Raw genomic sequence first — 19,236 nt, 5'->3', positions numbered from 1 at the left:
TTTCTATAGTGAAATATCATGATTATTTTGGACGTCCGCTTGTAGCAATAACGGGAGCAGGAATCATAACGTCACTGGGACAAGGTAAGCAGGAAAATTGGCAAAAATTAACAAGCGGTGTTAGCGGTATTCATAAAATAACACGTTTTCCCATTGAAGGATTAAAGACCCATATTGCTGGAACAGTTGATTTTCTTAAAGAAAGTACGCTTGGTGCTTCAGCTCTTTCTGAAAGGCTTGCGGAGCTTGCTGCAGAAGAGGCTTTAGAACAAGCGTCCCTTGATAAAATAAATTTTAATGGACCATTATTTCTAGCTGCTCCTCCGGTTGAGCTTGACTGGACAGCACGCTTTGCTCTTGATCAAAAAGAGAGCTCTATTGAGGAGTCTTCTTATGCACATCTTCTTGAAGTCTGCCGCCATAACCTCTATGAGACACTTTTCGAAGCCACACAATTTGGAGCAATTGCAGAAAAGCTGCAAAAAAAAATTGGTACAAAAGGACTTCCTGTCACACTTTCTACTGCTTGCGCATCTGGTGCAACGGCAATTCAATTAGGTGTTGAGGCTATTCGAAGGGGAGAAACGAATCGTGCACTCACTATCGCTACAGATGGTTCAGTTTCAGCAGAATCCCTTATCCGTTTTTCATTATTATCTGCTCTTTCAACCCAGAATGATCCTGCAGAAAAAGCAGCAAAACCCTTCAGCCGTGACCGCGATGGTTTTGTGATGGCAGAAGGGGCTGGTGCTCTTGTTCTTGAATCTCTCGAAAGTGCCCTAAATCGTAATGCGACAATTTTAGGGATTCTAGCCGGCTGTGGAGAAACAGCTGATGATTTTCATCGTACACGTTCAAAACCCGATGCATCTCCAGCAATTGAAGCTGTTCGTGGAGCTTTAGATGATGCAAAAATAACCATCAATGAAATTGACTATATCAATGCGCATGGAACCTCAACACCGGAAAATGAAAAGATGGAATATATTGCATTATCAACAGTCTTTGGAGATATTTTAAAGCATATTCCTGTTTCTTCTAATAAGTCAATGATTGGCCATACATTAACTGCAGCTGGCGCCATAGAGGCTGTTTTTTCGCTTTTAACGATTCAATCAGGGATCCTTCCCCCTACAATCAATTATGATGATCCTGACCCTGCTATCCCTTTAGATGTTGTTCCAAATTATAGTCGTAAAGCTTGTGTCAATGCAGTTTTGTCAAATTCCTTTGGATTTGGTGGTCAAAATACCAGTCTTGTTATCACAGCCTATAAAGGATAATCTTTTTCAATATTGATCAAACTTGATCATACTTAATCTCATAGCCTTAATACATTAAAGAGGGATAATAATGCGTGCACTGCAACTCTTAAATGAGCGCCAGCTTGAACTCACCAATATTGCTCCACCACCACCTCCTCCTTCCGATGAGGTAACTGTCCGTATAAAAGCTGTTGCTCTTAATCATATTGATGTATGGGGCTGGCGTGGTATGGCTTTTGCTAAAAGAAAAATGCCACTCATCATTGGTGCAGAAGCTTCTGGTGAAGTAATTCAACTGGGAAGTAATGTTAAAAATTTGCAACTTGGACAGATTGTCTCAATTTATGGTGCACAAACCTGCGGAATATGCCAAGCTTGTGGTGAAGGACGTGATAATCTTTGCAGTCAAGTAAAAGGCGTCTACGGTTTTCATCTTGATGGATTTGCCTGTGAACTTGTTAATTTGCCAGCACGTCTATTGGTTCCTGCCCCTGCAAAGTGTGAGGCGTTGCAAGCAGCTGTTGCTCCTATTACTTTTGGCACTGTAGAACATATGCTTTTTGATAATGCAAAACTACAAGAAGGCGAAACAATTCTGATACAGGCTGGTGGTTCTGGTATTGGCTCAGCAGCTATTCAACTCGCCAAACAGAAAGGATGTACAGTCATCACAACTGTAGGTTCCGATGAAAAAATGGCAAAAGCACAATCGCTTGGTGCAGATCACGTTATTAACTACCGTAAAGATCGTTTTGAAGGGATTGTACGCAAATTAACCAAAAAACAAGGGGTTGATGTTGTTTTTGAACATGTGGGAGCCGATACATGGAATGGTTCTCTGTTGTGTATGAAACGAGGAGCACGCTTGGTAACTTGTGGTTCTACTTCTGGAGTTACAGCACCACTTAATCTTATGCATTTATTCCAACAACAACTGAAAATATTCGGTTCATTTGGTTGTCGTATAGAAAATATGCAAAACGCCATGCAGAAAATGGCACAGGGCATTGTGCACCCTGTCATTGATACAATTGTTGGATTTGATGAAATTGATACAGCTTTAAAACGCATGGAAAGCCGTGATGTTTTTGGTAAAATTATTCTTAAAATTGATTAAGTTATGATGAAGTTTTATATTAAAAATTTTATTTATCATATTAAAATAATAGCAAAAAAATTGTTTTATTTTTTATGGGGATATTTTCTCATTGGTTCTCTGTCTCTTTTAAAATATTTTCCAGTCAATATTGGAGTTTCTTTCTTTTCTTGGCTGGCAAAAACATTTGGTCCCCTTCTACATCGTCATCAAATCGCTCTTGCTAATCTTAGAGCTGCGTATCCAGAAAAAACCGAAGCAGAACTCCAAGCAATTGCAATGGAAATGTGGGAGAATATAGGATGTTTTTTGGCTGAATATATTTTTCTGGATAAAATTTTTGATTTTGATCCTCATGCAGACCAACCAGGTTTTATTGAGGTTAAAGGTATTGAAATATTTCAACGATTAAAAAATGAAAAAAAACCGCATATTTTTTTCACAGCACATACCGGAAATTTCGAACTCCTTCCTATATGCGCGCAAAGTTTTGATCTTAATGTGACAGTGTTATTTAGACCACCCAATAATCCCTATATTGCCAAACGGGTTCTTAAAGCTCGGAAAACGTCCATGGGGCATCTTGTTCCATCCAAAGCTGGTGCAGCTTGGGCATTAGCAGCCAAGTTAGCAGAAGGTAAAAACGTTGGTATGCTTGTTGATCAAAAATTTCGCCGTGGTATTTTAGGAACATTTTTTAAGAGACCACTTAAAACAAATCCTTTAATTATAAAACTTGCTCGTCAATATAATTGTGATATTTATCCAGCACGTTGTATCCGTCTTTCTGGAGGGCGTCATCGTTTAGAATTATATGAACGTGTAAAACTCCCACTTGATGAAAAAAATGAAATTGATATAGCCGCTTCCACGCAAAAATTAAATGATATTGTTGAAAGTTGGGTGCGTGAATATCCAGGACAATGGACATGGTTACACAGACGTTGGGATGATTGATATATCCATAAGCCTTATAGGAGAGGCATAAATGATCGCCTCAAAAGATATTAATACTCTTATAGCAATTGTTACAGCATTACGAAATCGTGAGAGCGGATGCGTCTGGAATATAAAACAAACATTCGAATCTCTCATACCCTATATGCTCGAAGAAGTTTATGAGGTTATCGATGCCATTGAACGAAAAAACAAAACAGACCTTTGCGAAGAGCTTGGTGATCTTCTTTTACAGGTTGTCTATCATGCTACAATCGCTCAAGAAGAAGGAAGCTTTACTTTTGAAGATGTTGTTTACGCAATCACCCAAAAAATGATTCGCCGTCATCCTCATGTTTTTGGTAATGCGGAACAAAGAAAACGGGGGTTTATAGCAGAAGAATGGGAACATATTAAAAAAATAGAATGGCAGAAAAAAAGCAGCAAAGAAGCAAATATATCAGAGGATGTGACAAAAAGCATTCTTGCAAAAGTAAAAAAAATCCAGCCAGCAGATCAAGAAGCGCTCGCCTTACAAAAAGAGGCTGCAAAAGTCGGGTTTGATTGGCGTGAGAGTCATAAGATTTTTGCAAAAATTGAAGAAGAACTCCATGAACTCAAAGAAGCAATCCGAGATAATAAAATATCAGATATAGAAGCAGAATTCGGTGATCTTTATTTTGTTTTGCTGAATCTTGCATGCCACCTCAATATTGATTCACAAAAAGCATTAAAAAAGACAAATACAAAATTTCGCAATCGCTTTACCTATATTGAAGAAAGCCTATCCATGCGATCTAAAACATTGGCTGAAACATCCTTGAATGAAATGGAAGAACTTTGGAATAAGGCTAAAATGGAGAGATAAAAAAGATCGGTTTCACAAACCTACAAAATGATCGCTTGAATCACTCGATGAGATCTTACAGCGCTCAACTGGCTTTATATGTTATTGAACTGATTTTGCAAGGCAGGACGAAGTTCTACCGATTCCCCACACCCACATGCTGAAACTTGATTAGGATTTTTAAACACAAACCCAGATCGAAGTGTTGTCACTTCATAATCGACCTGTGTTCCTAATAAAAATAACACGGCATCATGTGCTATAAAAACGCGAGCCCCATCTACTTCGACAACATCTGCATCTAATTTCTCTTCTTTTACAAGAGTAATGGTATATTCCATACCCGCACAACCACCTTTTTTGATGCCAATCAGAATACCCCGCGCATCTTTTGCATCCATAATCGTTTTAACACGTTCTACTGCAGCTTCTGTTAAAGTTATTACCGAAAAACGGCTCATTATCTACTCTTTTCTTACTCAATAAAGATATTTAGAGCATTCTATCTCCAACGTTCTATTTATCTGGTATATGAGAAATAAATCCACAAGATATAAATTGAATGTTTTGATTTTTTCTCATCGGAATAAAAGCCTCATATTTAACAATTTAGATTTATGATTGTGCAATCTGAGATTTTTATTTTATAGCTCTTATATCTGATACAAAATGCTTTTTTATAAAATCAAAAATAAAGAAAAACTTTCAATGTCATAGATTTACCATTGCATTTATAAAATGGTTATCTTTTTTTTAATTCCTGATGAACAAACAAAAGCCTTAAAAATCTATCATCATTACTCCCGTCTTTACGAAATCCTCTTAAATATTAAAAAATGAATATGTTTCTATGCATAGGGAAATTTACCTTATGTCTCCACAAAACGCGTAAAATAATTCGATGCATATGTACATATAACACCATACATCAATGAAACTAAAGACTGAACAATTTAATGAACAAAAACTATTGAAGTACAAAATTTCGCTTTACAAACGTAAGCTTTTTAAAGAGCAAGAGTATTTTAGATTTTATTTCTCTTCACTTTTCTCTTGCCTTTAAAGAGACAGTCGTTTAGTCGTTTTATACAATTCGGAGCGTAGCGCAGCTTGGTAGCGCACTTGACTGGGGGTCAAGGGGTCGTGGGTTCAAATCCCGCCGCTCCGACCATTTTCGGAGGAACTTTCAAGTCAATACAGAGTGAGGTTATTTGTGGCTATCATCTAGTTTGGCATATTTTGGTAGCTCATTTGTAGCAATTCATTTTTTCAAAGCTTTCCCTCACTTTTTAGCAGATCTTGGTTTTACCATTTTACCCTCTTTTTGATTTTTAGATTTCATACCCTGCCTAAAAAATTCTCATTTGAAGGTAAAAAATAGTTATGAAACCAATAAATTATCACTTTTCTCTAATAAATTTTTCTCTCTCATTTAAACACAGTGAGCCATCTACAAATACACATATGCCTCTTTTGTGAATTAAATTATTCTTCCATTATGCAGAGATGAAGTTTAAAAACAGTTCTACTTCCTCAACTTACCGTGATATATCATGGGAGGATTATCATAAATTGAGAATAAAGAGTAAAAAGTCTTTCTTTTAATCAAAGACATTAAAAACGCGAGACAAAAGCCTCGCGTTACCTTATTATTCCAAGGAATCTATCATCACTTAGCTTTCTCAGCTAAATGCACTTTAGGTCTACTAGGTGTTATCATTTTGCATGACGGATGATGATGATGTCTGCACAGTTATTTTTTTAGGCTTTAGCTCAGCAGGCATTTCTCTTTTAAGCTGAATATGAAGAAGACCATCGCCAAGTTCTGCTCCGATAACTTTAACATGATCCGCCAAATGAAAACGCCGCTCAAAAGCACGCGAAGCAATACCTCGATAAAGGAACTCCCGTTCTTTATCATCATCTTCAGGTTTTCTTTCCCCCTTAATAATCAGCTGGTTACAATGCGTTTCGATATCGATTTCATCTTGAGAGAAGCCCGCAACAGCCATAGAAATTCTATAAGAATCTTCGGTTAAACGCTCGATATTATAGGGTGGATAGGAAGAGACATCATCAGGTTGTGTCCTAGAATCAAACCAGTTAAAAAGATGATCAAAACCTACTGTGGAACGATAAAATGGTGAAAAATCTACTTGACGCATAAACATTGCCCTCCTTTAGAGCGACTATAATTTATAAATTGGTTCACAAAGTTTCCAAATGGCCAACTTTCCCATGAACCCACAGTCCCATTATGGCGACCGCACTATTTATCTGGTAGTCATTCTATAATATTTCAACGGTTTTGTAATTTAAGTTTATAAAAATACATAAAAAGCAATATAATTATTTGCCTAACTCATCTTCATCATTACATAAATATTTTAGTCCTCTCGTTATCTCATTTTGTACTAAGTTACAAAAATACACAGCAAAGGATGTAAATTGGAAACACCTCTTTATCCTACAAACTGCAATCCCACCCCTCCCAATATCTGTCATAGCTACCTTAAAATAGCTACAAATCGCAAAATTCGTTTTGCCCTAACATATCCTGAAAGAGAAAAATCTAAGGGAACAGTCGTTATTCTCGAAAGCTATGCAAACATTTTAGAAGAATATTTTTTATTAATGAATGAACTATCTAAACGTGGTTTTCATACAGCAATATTTGACTGGTTTGGTCGAGAAAAATCACCACTTAAGACAAAAAAACAAAAACGACATCATTATTTTGATATTAACAATGATATAAATGACTTAGATGAATTTCTTAAAAAAATTGTATACCCTGACTGTCCACCACCTTACTATATGCTAACCTATGGTATAGGTGGTTTGATAGCATTGAGTGGATTGGATCTTCTTAACCATCAGTTTAACAAAATGCTTTGTGTTTCTCCCCCTTTTGCCCCTTTAGGCAATAAAACAAACGGCTTTCAACATAAATTAACACAATTTCTTTCTGATATAGGTCTTGGCTTTTTACCAGCTAAAGGTGGGAAAAAATTCAAACAAACACAACAAACAAATAGACAATTGGAACGCGCTTATAAAGCACCCTTCTCCTCTATCAAGCCTCCAACATCGCAATGGATGGCATCCGTACTTAATGCAATTGATTCCATGAAAAAAAATATCCTTCATGGGCATTTAAAAATTCCAATACTGTTTATCCTCGCCAATCAAAACAATATGACCAACAACATTGAAGTGCGACAATTATGTCAACAAATACGTTTAACAGACAGTATCACCGTTACAGGTGCCGAACTTAATACAATCATGCATGAAGAAAATTACAAAAAACAGTTTTGGGCTGCATTTGATGCATTTATTTCCGCGGATATATCCGTGAAATAACATTTCTTAATAGAACCATAATTTGATGTCAGAGAGTAAAATATACTGCTTTTCAAAGTAGAAATGTGAGCGTGTTACAGAATTTTCTTTAAAGCTTTGTTTATACAATTAAAAGTTTAATATTTGAACTTCTGTAAAAAACAATCGGTTATTTGAGATACAAAATTGGGTAATTATGCAAAATTATAAACGTATAATAAATAATAGCAACATTCAGTAAAATCTTTGATATAAGATGATGCAATATTCTCAATAAATTATCAAAATTGTGTTTGTAGCTATTGTATTTTTTCTTCTTTAAGAGATTGATTTTATTTATAAAGATTTTAATAAACCAAGTTATTTTTCTAATGTATCTCTCTATAAAGACCTACGAAAAACAAATATAATTATATGTTGTCGTATAACTTCTCAAACTTAAACACAGCAAATCAATATAATACTTCTCTCGATTTCCCATATAGATATTTATAAAGTGAATATTCACGTAAATACCTAAAAAACGCTGTGATTAAGCATGAGAAAAATGAAAAAGAAAAAGAAATTACGATTAATTGCGTTTAAGATATTCACACATAGCGTTTTTATTTCAACGCCACATACATTTTGAATTTAACCAACTCACAACCAATCTACTATATTCTTGACAAGAATGTAAGAATTAACCATTTTGCCATTCATTCCAATTATGAGCATTTTATCATCTTTTTTATAAATACTCTCTATTATATAATTGGTGTGGCAAAAAACTCTGACAAATGGAGCCATTGGAACATAATCATGAAACGAATCCTGCTTGCAGAAGATGATAACGATATGCGCCGCTTTCTAGCAAAAGCTTTAGAGCGTGCAGGCTACGAAGTCGCTGATTTCGATAATGGTGCTAGCGCATATGAACGTTTACAAGAAGAACCCTTTTCCCTTCTCCTTACTGATATTGTAATGCCAGAAATGGATGGTATTGAACTAGCACGACGTGCTACTGAAATTGATCCTGACTTACGCGTAATGTTTATTACAGGATTTGCAGCAGTTGCACTCAATTCAAATAGCGATGCTCCACCTGATGCAAAAGTACTTTCTAAACCGTTTCATCTGCGTGAACTCGTGAATGAGGTTGAAAAAATACTGATAGCGGCTTAAAGGGCATTTTTCCAAATTATTCGTGTCTGATAAAGAGAAAATTAAATTAGGCATTGACGTTTGAAATTCTATGTGGTGTATGCAACTTCATTAAGTGGGCGTGTAGCTCAGCGGGAGAGCACTACGTTGACATCGTAGGGGTCACAGGTTCAATCCCTGTCACGCCCACCATTTAGTTTTATATCCTAGATAAACTATTAAGTTATTGTCTCTTTTAAAAGGTACGGGACACCTAAAATAAAACTATAGGACTAGGATCCTCCAACACGCCACAGTGCGTCCTTTTTAACAACTTTTTCTGATAATTCTTTGCATTTTATTCAATCCTATTATGAAGCACTATGCAATGTTCTAACCAACATACCAACAATTTTACCGCTAAATGAATCAGAGAGTTTTATTATAGAAATTTTACCATTAGTATTTTCTTGTCTTCTCAAGAACATTGCTGTTGTCTAATTCAACCTATTAAGCTGAATCTCATAGCAGTGGATCTTTTAAGAAAGATATTCTTTATTATCGATAAGAACTACAACGAACCAGAATTTTTTCCGTTTTGATAACAACAAAAGCTCTCAAGTAAGAATGGCTTTTTGCTCTCATTTAGTTTGAAAATGCTGATCGAAAGAAATAAAAATATTTTTGCTCTGTTCCAATATGGAGATATAATAACATTACATTCCCCCCCTTTCTCTACTTAAAAGAGATCTTTAATATCTTACAAGTAATTGATTTATAATAACAATCTATCGTTATTCATGATTGAATTAGAACCTCTAATACCATAAGATTCTCTCATTTCAAGCCTTTCCCATATTAAATCAATCAAAATCACTCGCTTACACATCACAAGCGGGATGAGTGTGTGGATAAAAATTGTACAAGAAAGGAATAAAATAACTCTGATGAATGGTCTTAGGTGCCAAGAGCTGTAGCAACATTGGAGGTTGGAAAATAGTATGATGGTGCCAGCTTGTTATTGCACAAGCATAAAAATGGCGATGCTCACAATGGATTTACCATTATACCCTCCACAAACGCCGTCGTGAAATGAACTTGGGTGCCTTAAAAGATGTCTCTTTAAAAAAGATGAATGTGCCCTAACTGGGTAGCGTTCTGTTTTGCATGAGGAGTGTTCCCCCATTAAAGACCGTGAAAAATAAAAGCGTGATGCAATACGCAATCTCCATTATTTAAAAAATCTTTTTAATTGAGCGTTTGATAATACTCTTTTAAACAAAAATTCTGCCTTGAATATAAATCGCCTACCTTTCCTAAAGGCAGAAGGATTTCTGTGCTATGGTCAGAAAAAAAGATATTAACTAATATTGCCCTGTTTCTGAACAGTTAGCCCCCCGCATAAGCTTATCTGAATTGATACCCTTTATATTTTTTCTATGATGATACAGTTAGGATAAACTAAAAAGTTATCAAAGATCCATATCATCCATCTCACAATAGAAAAAGCCAATTTAAAACAGCTATTTTTTCCTATTTTAGCGAAATAAGCAGAAAACCTTTAAATTGCTTCCCTAAGTGATAAAATATTCATTTTTGGGAAAAGTGGAAATAAGCCTATCAAAGAGAGTTTTGGCAACCTGTTTCGTACAGCGTGTAATCAAGCAGGAATCAATAAATCAGCACATGATCTTGAGAAAATGAGCAGAACACCTGCTTACTATCAACAGAGGGGAGCTACCGTATCACCACTTCAAGCACTTTTCGGCTAAACAAAAAACAGCCTAGCATTAACTTTATACAAAAATATCCAATAGAAAAAACTGAGCAATCGAATCAATAAAAACTTTCAAAAGGTTCGGAGTATGTAGGAAAACAAATTCATAGAATCAAAAGAACATAAATTCCTGAACTTTTGATAAACTATTGATATCATTTGAACATGGTGATCCCGACAGGATTCGAACCTGTGACCCACGGCTTAGAAGGCCGTTGCTCTATCCAGCTGAGCTACGGGACCAACTGATTATTCTCTCCATTGCCACAACACCCTTAAACTTAATGCGTCCAAGGTTGCTGCCTATCACTACGAAAATTATCAGAATAAGAGACAACACGCCGAATCGATCTATGCGCTCTCTCTACACGATAAGGAATAGCATTTTTGTCTGCAAAAGCAATCGCCTCTTCCTTGCTCTTAAAATGGATTTTTATCTGACTACTTACATCAGCGGTTGCCGTATATCCCATAAGAGGCTCAAGCATTTTTGCCTGTGATGGCTCATATTGCAAAATCCAAAATCCAGTATTCCTTTTACCTGACTGCATAGCCGTCTTTGCAGGACTATAAATACGTGCAATCATAGTTAGTTTCCTTTAGACTACACAACACTTGAATGATAATTCCTCACCACGCACCGATTGTAGCATTCCCTCACATAAAATCAAATATGGTCGGAGCGATAGGATTCGAACCTACGACCCCCTGATCCCAAATCAGGTGCGCTACCAGGCTGCGCTACGCTCCGCCATTTATATTTATTTGATACACATTCCCTAAAATTTTCACGACAGAAGTGCAAGAGAAAAACACGTTTTTTAAAAAATTTTATTGTATTTCTTTACAAAAAAGAACTTTTTTAGTTTTTTTTCTCTTCTTTGAAAGATTCATTGACAAAAATAAAAAAACAATATCCATCAAAAAAGGAAATCAATTGAGGTGAATAACAATTCAATTCTCTATGAAAACTCTCAATATTATATCATTTCAAAAATGATTTTCATGACATCAAAAACATCTCATAAATATGATTCTACCGCGCTCACTTCGCATCACAAAAACTATAAAATTCCAGCTTTTTTCATGGGATTCTCAGAACGAATCATAAAAAAATTAAAAACCTTCTATTATTCTCTCTACCTGATCACTTTTTTTTCAATTCTACGCTTTTCTAACAAGAGCAACACTAAACTAAAAAATAAATATTTTTCTTAAATGATAAAAAAGCTCATAAAAAACACTATCCGTGCGAGAAACAGATAGATAAAAACACACTGCTTATTCACTTTAGACAGATGTCAAAAAAGCAAATGCTTAAATAACCACATTTCTATTGACGACAGTAGCACAACAAATAGAACAGCAGCTTTTTTATGAACAAGTTTGAGCTATACTAAAAAAACATTCATTGAATTTCCATATTAAGGACTTCACTAATGATAGCACGCGTTACTTTGCGCTTTCGTTCTAATGTTAACCGATCAACAGAATCAATAACACGCCTCAGTGCGAATACAGAACGTTCACAACGACTTACAAGATAAGAAACAGCATCCGGATGAACAATAATCTGCTTATCGGAAAAAAGTTTGAACGCAACAGCTGTTAACAATGCGTCATCAGGCTGATGAATCGCAACCAATACAACTGAATTAAGACGACTTTTTAAATCATTTAACTTTAAATCCCATGCTGATGGTCTTGTCCGAGCAGTTATCAACAAAGTAGCCTGACGTTTATCAAGATTTGCTTGCTTAACACTATTCATCAAATGAAAGAGCCCTGTCTCACTAATTTCCCCCGCATCAATATCTTCAATTAAACATGCTCGCCCTAGAGAAGCCATAGCAACAGCTTGATCAATTTCATTGCGATGAACACTTAAAGCATTCGTTTTTTGCAGCCATACGCTAGAAAAGTGCGTCTTTCCAGATCCTTCTTGTCCAACCAAAACTGCAATAGGGAAAGCCCAATTTGGCCAATGATCAATAAGCTGAAAAGCCATACGATTGCTTTCCGTCACCACTAAATCATCGAAGCGAAAAATCGGATTATAAGGAAAGTTTAAAGGTAATTGCGTTTCACGCCCGTTCATTCTAGGGACTCCGAATTTCCACTTCGCGAATACATCTGAGAATTAAGATACGTATGAAGAGCAAAACGAACCAAAACAGCAACAGCTGCAGCAGCAGGAACAGCAACGAGCATACCAGTAAAACCAAAAAGTGAAGAAAAAGCAAAAAGTGCAAACATCAACCACACTGGATGTAATCCGACGGATGACCCCACAAGTTTTGGTTGGAGAATGTAGCCTTCAACAAATTGCCCAATTAAAAAAAGAACCACCACAACAACAATTCCCCCCCAATTATTTGGATAGAATTGAACCCACGCAACACCAACAGAAAGTATAAAGCCACTCATTGTACCAATATAAGGAACAAAGCTGATAAGACCAATAAACATACCAATCAAAAGAGCAAAATTGAGTCCCGTGATAGTGAGACCAATAGCATAATATCCTCCTAATATGAGACAAACTGTTCCTTGTCCACGAACAAAACCAGCGATAGCTCTATCCATTTCATGAAAAATACTACGAACAGTTTCAAGATGATCGCGCGGTATCAACGAATCAATTGTTGCAACCATACGGGGCCAATCTAAGAGCATGTAAAACGTCACGACAGGTGCCACGACAAATAGGCTGACAAGATTAACGATAGATTTTCCTGACTTTAAAAGTGAATTTAAGAGAGAGGTAATAAAGTCAGAACTTTTGCCTAAAAGTCCTTTAATGTTACTCTGTAATTCATTTGGATCACTCCCAAAATAGCGCCTCACCCAATCAAAATCATGCTCAACGAAAAAAGTTTGAATACGATTAATATAAACGGGTAAACCATGACTCACAAATTGTTGTATTTGCCAACTGATAATAGGAATCAAAATAATTAAAGCAGCAACAAAAACAACAAGAATTAACACAGTAATGAGGATAGTACCAAAAGCACGACGAATACCAAATTTTTCAAGCAATTGAACAATAGGATTAAGAAAATAAGCCAACACAATCCCTGCTACAAAAGGAAGCAAAATGGATCCAAAAACAAACATAAAAAGAATGAAAAAAAACAATGTACCAAGCCAGAAAAAAATTTGTTTTTTCATATTATTTGGTAACGGTATTTGAGTATACGCTGGTACATAAGTCTTATAACGGTCACGAGAACCATTCTCACTCACTTTTTTTTTCATAAGCTGCCAAGAAGATTGTCCGTGATTATCTGATATCTTGCTCATAAAATATCCTAAAAAAACTCTTCACAAAGATTATAAACTTCTTCACCATAAGCTACAAGTAAAGTTGCTTATTTTCTTATCAATATCTCTTGCAGAGATCACTCTATCATGGCATTGCATAACATTAAAACCTGATTTTTCATAAGGAAGGCTCCAATGAGCAATCAAGATATCATAAATGATAAATCCAACTGTGGTCTTACCTACGCAAAAGCCGGTGTAAACATTGATGCGGGCAATGCTATGGTAGAAAAAATTAAACCCTTAATACGCACAACAAAACGCACAGGAGCCGATGGAGAAATTGGTGGTTTTGGTGGACTTTTTGATTTAAAAGCAGCAGGCTTCACAGATCCCATTCTTGTAGCTGCGAATGACGGGGTGGGAACAAAATTAAAAATTGCCATTGAAGTAGGTATCCATGATACTGTGGGAATTGATCTTGTCGCTATGTGTGTGAATGATTTACTCGTACAAGGTGCGGAACCTCTCTTTTTTCTCGATTATTTCGCAACGGGTAAGCTTGATCCTGAACAAGGTACTGCAATCATTTCCGGTATTGCTGAAGGATGTAAACAAGCAGGCACAACCCTTATTGGAGGAGAGACTGCAGAAATGCCAGGTATGTATGCACAAGGAGATTATGATTTAGCTGGTTTTGCTGTAGGAGCATGTGAACGTGGCGCATTACTCCCTTCAAAAGACCTTACAGAAGGTGATATCATTTTAGGTCTTAACGCATCTGGAGTTCATTCCAATGGCTTTTCTCTTGTCAGGCGAATCGTTCAAGAAAGCTCTCTCAAATGGGAAGATTCAGCCCCGTTTAATCCTCAAATGAACCTTGGGAGAGCATTTCTCACACCAACACGCATTTATGTAAAATCTCTTCTTCCTATTATGCGAAGTTACCAAGGAATCAAAGCTCTTGCACATATCACCGGTGGTGGCTTTCCTGAAAATATCCCACGGGTCCTTCCCTCTTCTCTCTGCGCTGAAATCAATCTTTCTAACATTCATGTTCCCCCCGTCTTCTCATGGATTGCCAAACAAGGTAAAATAGAGAAAACAGAAATGCTACGAACATTCAATTGCGGCATTGGTATGATTGTTATTGTAGCGCAACAAGCAGTTGAAAAAATTACGCAAGAACTTGAAATGCGAGGAGAAAGCGTTACCAACCTTGGCGTTTTAACAAAACGCCAAGATAAAGGAATACTCTACAAAGGTGTGCTTTACTTATGAAAAAACGAATTGTTGTTTTTATTTCTGGCAACGGATCTAATATGGTTGCCCTTGCCAATGCCTGTAAACAAAAAGAATACCCTGCTGAAATTGTTGCAATTATTTGTGATAATCCTCACGCCGCTGGCATTGAAAAAGCTTGTCACCATAACCTACCTGTTCATGTTGTTGATCGCAAAAGCTATCCAACAAAAGAAGCCCATGAAGAAGCAATCTTCACAGTTCTCGCTCAACATCAGCCAGACCTGCTCTGTTTTGCAGGTTATATGCGCCTCATCTCATCACGTTTTGTAAAACTTTATGAAGGGCGAATTTTAAACATTCACCCTTCTCTTTTACCTTCATTTAAAGGTTTAAATACACATGAAAGAGTTTTACAAGCAGGAGTTAAAATCAGTGGTTGCACTATTCATCTTGTTACAGAAGACATGGATGCAGGAAAAATTCTTGCTCAAGCGGCCGTTCCAGTTTTCCTAAGTGATACAATTGAAAGCTTAGCGCAGAGAGTTCTTAAAGCAGAGCATATCCTCTATCCGCTGGCTTTAAAAAACTTCATTGAAGGAGAAAACAAAACTGTAGATAACCAGCAACAACTTTTATCCTTTTGAATATTTTATTGAGTGTTTTCGATATTTCAACATAAGAGAAACCATTTTCTCCACGAATAATCTTCTTGCGGAATCTGTAGTCTTCTTTAAATTGCTAACGGTTACCCAAATGACTGTTACTTATTCTCTTTAATAATTTTACGCCTATTGTTTATCTTTTCAGGATTTTTCGATTTTTGCCTAACAATCTTAAAATAACGTCCTTCTCCCCACTCTAAAGAACGCTGATTCTGAACACTACAGTCTATAAACGATCTAAATTTTTTTGCAGCTCCCCACAACTGACCACTTCACGTGCTTAACTCCATAGGTACTATGCCCCCCACTTTAATATTTTTCTCTATGCTTACAAAAACACCTAATGTATAAACTTTTACATCCCTTACCCTATTGCATAACTTTTGATTTTATTGTGCAAGTGTTTCTTTAACTGTTAAAGCTAATTGTTTGAGTGTAAATGGTTTAGATAAAAAACCAAAAATAGCATCTTGAGGAAGATTTTTAGCAAATGCATCTTTTGCATATCCAGAAACAAAAAGAAATTTGATATCGGGATAATTTTTACGTGCTTCCTTGAGCAAGGTTGGGCCATCCATTTCTGGCATCACCACATCAGAAACAATGATATCAATTTTCCCATTATTTTCCTCAAGAATGGCGAGGGCTTCCACTCCACTTTCTGCCTCTAAAACAGTATATCCTCTCATTTGCAGCGCTCTTACACCCCCCATTCTGACAGCATCTTCATCTTCAACCAACAAAACAGTTGCAGATCCTGTTAAATCTGTATTTTTTTCTTGCTCTTCAGCTTTTTCAATCTGTGGGGAAATTTTTCCACTCTTATAAGGAATATAACGAGGAAGAAAAATATGAAATGTTGCTCCTTCACCCTCTCTACTCTCACAATAAATATAACCACCTGTCTGCTTGATAATTCCATAAACCATTGATAAACCAAGCCCAGTTCCTTTTCCCACTTCTTTTGTTGTAAAAAATGGTTCAAACATTTTTTCTTGTACAGCAGATGATATACCGGTCCCTGTATCTGAAATAGTCAATTGCACATACTCACCAATTCCACAACCAACATGGTCAAATTCAGCACTCTGTTGTTTTGTAATATTATTTGTTGCAATCGTAACCACTCCTCCATTGGGCATAGCATCACGTGCATTAATAACCAAATTCATAATCACACGCTGGAAAGATGCTTGATCAACTTCAACGCTCCATAAATCTCTTCCATGAATAATTTTTAGCTGAATATTATTCCCTAAAAGAGGTAAAATAAGATTGCGAATATCTGATAAAAAGTCTGTAAAATCAACTTCTTCAGGTCGAAGCGTTTGCTTTCTAGAAAAGGCGAGTAATTGTTGTACAAGTGCCGCTGCACGATTAGCATTATTTTTAATATTGATAAGATCCGCATGAGCAGGATCAGAACTACGGTGCGTATTTAAAAGAAGATCGCAAGACATCAAAATTGCTGTTAAAACGTTATTAAAGTCATGTGCAATACCACCAGCCAATTGTCCAACAGCTTGCATTTTCTGACTTTGCATCATTCTATCTTCAAGTGTTTTGTGTTCTGTTGTTTCTATAACAGAGATAATGACAAAATCCTGTAAAAGATCATCATAATACGATTTTATAGGCATAATATGAAGACGCAAATGGCGTTCTTCATTATCTGCCAAAACGGTCTCTAGAACTGTATCATTTTTATTTGTGGTCATTTTCTGAAATGCGCGTTCTAACAGTGCATGATCGCGACGAGATATCACATTATAAAGATTGAGAGTTTTGTCTGTACATCCCATCAATGATGAAAAGGCATTATTCATATAAACGCATTGACCTTTTTGATCCACCACCGCTATTGCAAAGGGACTTGCATTAAAATATTCTACGAAGACACTGGGTAATTTTAATTGATCATCATTCTCTTGCTTTTGTATTTGCTGTGGAATGATCACAATACGATAAATATCCTCATCCTCGGAAAGAGAAGAAACACACATAAAACAATTCAATATTTTTTTAACACTGCTCTGTGCATTGCAACATAATGAAAACCTATAAGGCAAAGGGTATCCTGAACTTTGATATTTGTTGTTTTGCAAACAAATATCACTCCATGTACTTTTTTCTCCAACACTTTTCAGTAACTGATCAAAACTATATTGACCGACAGAAAAATTTGCTAAATCAATTGAAAACCACTCAGCAAAAATCGCATTTGCGTAAAGAACTGTTCCTTGTGCATTCACGGATAAAAAACCAACAGGTGCTTGATCTAAATGATTGATCGCCTCTTGAAGATGAGAGAAAAAAACCTCACGATACTCCTGCAAATGCGAAATATCAGCAATACGCCAAAATAAAAGCTTTTTTCCCTGCTTTGTGATCGGCTGAACAGAGATATTATACCAAGTAGCCCTTTTGTGTGTAGAATGAGCAAAAATCGCTTGTTCAACTCTTAACTCTTCTTGCGCGGCAAGCTGATGACACGCCGCAACCTTTAAGCGATACGCCAATGCCCCCGCGCCTGGAAGATCAGCGATAACCCCATAACAAGAGGACTGAGGGTTATAGGTAAGAATTTTTCGGTAATTTTGATTAGAATAATAAACAAAACCAGCTAAATCAGAGACAATAATTGCATCATCGCTATTATTAAAAATATTAAGATCACATTCATCGTGCGGTTGCACGGCATGATATTTTAAAACCCCTATTCCACTCAAAACAAGTGCAGCTCCCCCTATAGCCGCCAAAGCCCAAAAAAACGCCATTCCAATTTTTTGCAAAAAGCTCTGTGGATAAAAAAGATTTACAGCGCCCCAAATGAAGAGAAAAGCTATTATAAAAACAACACTAAGAATCATACCTCCTCGATATCCAGAAGAAGATAGTGATCCTTCACTATTCTCAAAACCTTTATCCATCTCACTTTGCCTTGATTATAGCTATTGCTTAGCGACAAATTGCCTCTATAACCGTTGTTATAGAGTATATACTATGATAATATCGTCTCAAAACAAATCACTCAATGTTAAAAGATTTTTTCTTGTATTATTAAGAGAACCTCTTTGAGATGTTTTATAAAGCTGTCTCAATAAAAAATAATATTTCCATTCTAAAATGGGAGAAATTTTATGGTTATCTGGTTATCAAACCAAATAGGCACAACCGCCGCTAACATAATTACAAGCATTGTATTTTTCATAATAACATGCGCAGCTATTGCTATGATCATCCTCTTTGTAACCCGTTTAAAGAGAAAGAGGCTCAGTATCGATAGAAATAAGCGTCCACCGCGATTAACTCTCTGTGAAACAATTGCTATCGATCGTACACGTCATCTTGTTTTGGTACGTTGTGATAATAAAGAGCATTTGCTTCTTATTGGCGGACTGACAGATATTGTTGTCGAAGCCAACATAAACAGTACGTCTCTCATAAAAAAGAAAGACACACAGCCAACATTATCAACAACAGAAACTGCTCTAAGCAACAGTCCAACAGACAGAAGATCTAGAGAACATACGCACAGCAACAATACCACTTCTTTTATGAAGCAACATGTAGAAGATTCAGCAATCACCGCTGAAATCGAAGGACGGCAAGAGCCATCTTTATTTATCCCTTCTCAGAACAAATGAAATACTCAATTCCAGTACTAAGAATGT

15 protein-coding genes, 4 tRNA genes and 1 pseudogene are annotated in these 19,236 nt (G+C 36.3%); 12 read left to right on the top strand and 8 right to left on the bottom strand.

Features of this window, described 5'->3' with window-relative positions; all coding sequences use genetic code 11:
• The first annotated feature begins 8 nt into the window (after positions 1-8).
• From PVV64_RS05630 to mazG, 4 genes are all read left to right on the top strand, one after another.
• Positions 9-1,283, top strand: coding sequence for a beta-ketoacyl-ACP synthase (locus PVV64_RS05630; RefSeq protein WP_273760147.1), 1,275 nt, complete (start codon positions 9-11; stop codon positions 1,281-1,283).
• Positions 1,284-1,353: 70 nt separating this feature from the next.
• Positions 1,354-2,382 (top strand): zinc-binding dehydrogenase, encoded by a 1,029-nt coding sequence (locus PVV64_RS05625; RefSeq protein ID WP_273760146.1) that lies wholly within the window; start codon positions 1,354-1,356, stop codon positions 2,380-2,382.
• 6 nt (positions 2,383-2,388) lie between these two features.
• Positions 2,389-3,318, top strand: a complete 930-nt coding sequence (locus tag PVV64_RS05620) for a lipid A biosynthesis lauroyl acyltransferase (protein ID WP_273760174.1) — start codon at positions 2,389-2,391, stop codon at positions 3,316-3,318.
• Between the two features lie 31 nt (positions 3,319-3,349).
• Positions 3,350-4,165, top strand: a complete 816-nt coding sequence (gene mazG / locus PVV64_RS05615; protein WP_273760145.1) for a nucleoside triphosphate pyrophosphohydrolase — start codon at positions 3,350-3,352, stop codon at positions 4,163-4,165.
• A 74-nt stretch (positions 4,166-4,239) separates the two neighbouring features.
• Here mazG and sufA read toward each other — a convergent pair whose 3' ends face one another.
• Entirely contained in the window at positions 4,240-4,605 is a 366-nt protein-coding gene (gene sufA, locus PVV64_RS05610) for a Fe-S cluster assembly scaffold SufA (RefSeq protein ID WP_273760144.1), read from the bottom strand.
• A 633-nt stretch (positions 4,606-5,238) separates the two neighbouring features.
• Here sufA and PVV64_RS05605 point away from each other — a divergent pair.
• A tRNA-Pro gene (locus tag PVV64_RS05605) sits at positions 5,239-5,315 on the top strand.
• Positions 5,316-5,850: 535 nt separating this feature from the next.
• Here the strand turns inward: PVV64_RS05605 and PVV64_RS05600 are convergent.
• Complete coding sequence (locus PVV64_RS05600) at positions 5,851-6,309, bottom strand: Hsp20 family protein (protein ID WP_273760143.1); 459 nt, start codon at positions 6,307-6,309, stop codon at positions 5,851-5,853.
• A 283-nt stretch (positions 6,310-6,592) separates the two neighbouring features.
• On the opposite strand from PVV64_RS05600, the gene PVV64_RS05595 reads away from it, so the two are divergent.
• From PVV64_RS05595 to PVV64_RS10510, 4 genes and pseudogenes are all read left to right on the top strand, one after another.
• On the top strand, positions 6,593-7,510 hold the full coding sequence (locus tag PVV64_RS05595; RefSeq protein WP_273760142.1) for a serine aminopeptidase domain-containing protein: 918 nt from the start codon (positions 6,593-6,595) through the stop codon (positions 7,508-7,510).
• Between the two features lie 780 nt (positions 7,511-8,290).
• Positions 8,291-8,653 carry a cell cycle two-component system response regulator CpdR gene (gene cpdR, locus PVV64_RS05590; RefSeq protein WP_004858948.1) on the top strand — a complete coding sequence of 121 codons (363 nt, stop codon included), beginning with the start codon at positions 8,291-8,293 and terminating at the stop codon, positions 8,651-8,653.
• Positions 8,654-8,749: 96 nt separating this feature from the next.
• Positions 8,750-8,824: transfer RNA gene (locus PVV64_RS05585), tRNA-Val, on the top strand.
• Positions 8,825-9,626: 802 nt separating this feature from the next.
• A pseudogene (locus PVV64_RS10510) lies at positions 9,627-9,813 on the top strand (integrase); the annotation flags it as partial.
• A 741-nt stretch (positions 9,814-10,554) separates the two neighbouring features.
• Here PVV64_RS10510 and PVV64_RS05575 read toward each other — a convergent pair.
• The 5 genes from PVV64_RS05575 to PVV64_RS05555 all read right to left on the bottom strand — a co-directional run bounded on the left by PVV64_RS05575 (position 10,555) and on the right by PVV64_RS05555 (position 13,694).
• A tRNA-Arg gene (locus PVV64_RS05575) sits at positions 10,555-10,631 on the bottom strand.
• A gap of 38 nt (positions 10,632-10,669) precedes the next feature.
• Positions 10,670-10,975 carry an ETC complex I subunit gene (locus PVV64_RS05570; protein ID WP_273760141.1) on the bottom strand — a complete coding sequence of 102 codons (306 nt, stop codon included), beginning with the start codon at positions 10,973-10,975 and terminating at the stop codon, positions 10,670-10,672.
• Positions 10,976-11,062: 87 nt separating this feature from the next.
• Positions 11,063-11,139, bottom strand: a tRNA-Pro gene (locus tag PVV64_RS05565).
• A gap of 657 nt (positions 11,140-11,796) precedes the next feature.
• Positions 11,797-12,486 (bottom strand): DnaA regulatory inactivator HdaA, encoded by a 690-nt coding sequence (gene hdaA, locus PVV64_RS05560; RefSeq protein WP_273760140.1) that lies wholly within the window; start codon positions 12,484-12,486, stop codon positions 11,797-11,799.
• Positions 12,483-13,694 carry an AI-2E family transporter gene (locus PVV64_RS05555; protein ID WP_273760139.1) on the bottom strand — a complete coding sequence of 404 codons (1,212 nt, stop codon included), beginning with the start codon at positions 13,692-13,694 and terminating at the stop codon, positions 12,483-12,485. The genes hdaA and PVV64_RS05555 overlap by 4 nt, the downstream gene beginning before the upstream one ends.
• Positions 13,695-13,850: 156 nt before the next feature.
• On the opposite strand from PVV64_RS05555, the gene purM reads away from it, so the two are divergent.
• Both purM and purN read left to right on the top strand, forming a co-directional pair.
• The gene (gene purM / locus PVV64_RS05550; protein ID WP_273760138.1) at positions 13,851-14,936 is read left to right on the top strand and encodes a phosphoribosylformylglycinamidine cyclo-ligase; all 1,086 of its coding nucleotides are present in this window, start codon (positions 13,851-13,853) and stop codon (positions 14,934-14,936) included.
• Positions 14,933-15,544 carry a phosphoribosylglycinamide formyltransferase gene (gene purN / locus PVV64_RS05545; RefSeq protein ID WP_273760137.1) on the top strand — a complete coding sequence of 204 codons (612 nt, stop codon included), beginning with the start codon at positions 14,933-14,935 and terminating at the stop codon, positions 15,542-15,544. Before purM ends, purN begins: the two co-directional genes overlap by 4 nt.
• A 407-nt stretch (positions 15,545-15,951) precedes the next feature.
• Here purN and PVV64_RS05540 read toward each other — a convergent pair whose 3' ends face one another.
• Positions 15,952-18,492, bottom strand: coding sequence for a response regulator (locus tag PVV64_RS05540; RefSeq protein WP_273760136.1), 2,541 nt, complete (start codon positions 18,490-18,492; stop codon positions 15,952-15,954).
• 210 nt (positions 18,493-18,702) lie between these two features.
• Between PVV64_RS05540 and PVV64_RS05535 the strand changes: the two genes are divergently transcribed.
• Positions 18,703-19,209 (top strand): flagellar biosynthetic protein FliO, encoded by a 507-nt coding sequence (locus PVV64_RS05535; protein WP_273760135.1) that lies wholly within the window; start codon positions 18,703-18,705, stop codon positions 19,207-19,209.
• The last annotated feature ends 27 nt before the right edge of the window (positions 19,210-19,236 follow it).

Source organism: Bartonella sp. ML70XJBT.G (genome assembly GCF_028618575.1).
Taxonomy (GTDB): domain Bacteria; phylum Pseudomonadota; class Alphaproteobacteria; order Rhizobiales; family Rhizobiaceae; genus Bartonella.
This window is presented reverse-complemented; position numbering and strand designations above follow the sequence as displayed.

Bases quoted from the DNA above. Each gene is read 5' to 3' on its own strand.
- hdaA (WP_273760140.1), bottom strand. From the start codon at position 12,486: ATGAACGGGCGTGAAACGCAATTACCTTTAAACTTTCCTTATAATCCG.
- PVV64_RS05540 (WP_273760136.1), bottom strand. From the start codon at position 18,492: ATGGATAAAGGTTTTGAGAATAGTGAAGGATCACTATCTTCTTCTGGA.
- purM (WP_273760138.1), top strand. From the start codon at position 13,851: ATGAGCAATCAAGATATCATAAATGATAAATCCAACTGTGGTCTTACC.
- purN (WP_273760137.1), top strand. From the start codon at position 14,933: ATGAAAAAACGAATTGTTGTTTTTATTTCTGGCAACGGATCTAATATG.
- PVV64_RS05600 (WP_273760143.1), bottom strand. From the start codon at position 6,309: ATGCGTCAAGTAGATTTTTCACCATTTTATCGTTCCACAGTAGGTTTT.
- cpdR (WP_004858948.1), top strand. From the start codon at position 8,291: ATGAAACGAATCCTGCTTGCAGAAGATGATAACGATATGCGCCGCTTT.
- sufA (WP_273760144.1), bottom strand. From the start codon at position 4,605: ATGAGCCGTTTTTCGGTAATAACTTTAACAGAAGCTGCAGTAGAACGT.
- mazG (WP_273760145.1), top strand. From the start codon at position 3,350: ATGATCGCCTCAAAAGATATTAATACTCTTATAGCAATTGTTACAGCA.
- PVV64_RS05620 (WP_273760174.1), top strand. From the start codon at position 2,389: ATGAAGTTTTATATTAAAAATTTTATTTATCATATTAAAATAATAGCA.
- PVV64_RS05570 (WP_273760141.1), bottom strand. From the start codon at position 10,975: ATGATTGCACGTATTTATAGTCCTGCAAAGACGGCTATGCAGTCAGGT.
- PVV64_RS05625 (WP_273760146.1), top strand. From the start codon at position 1,354: ATGCGTGCACTGCAACTCTTAAATGAGCGCCAGCTTGAACTCACCAAT.
- PVV64_RS05555 (WP_273760139.1), bottom strand. From the start codon at position 13,694: ATGAGCAAGATATCAGATAATCACGGACAATCTTCTTGGCAGCTTATG.
- PVV64_RS05535 (WP_273760135.1), top strand. From the start codon at position 18,703: ATGGTTATCTGGTTATCAAACCAAATAGGCACAACCGCCGCTAACATA.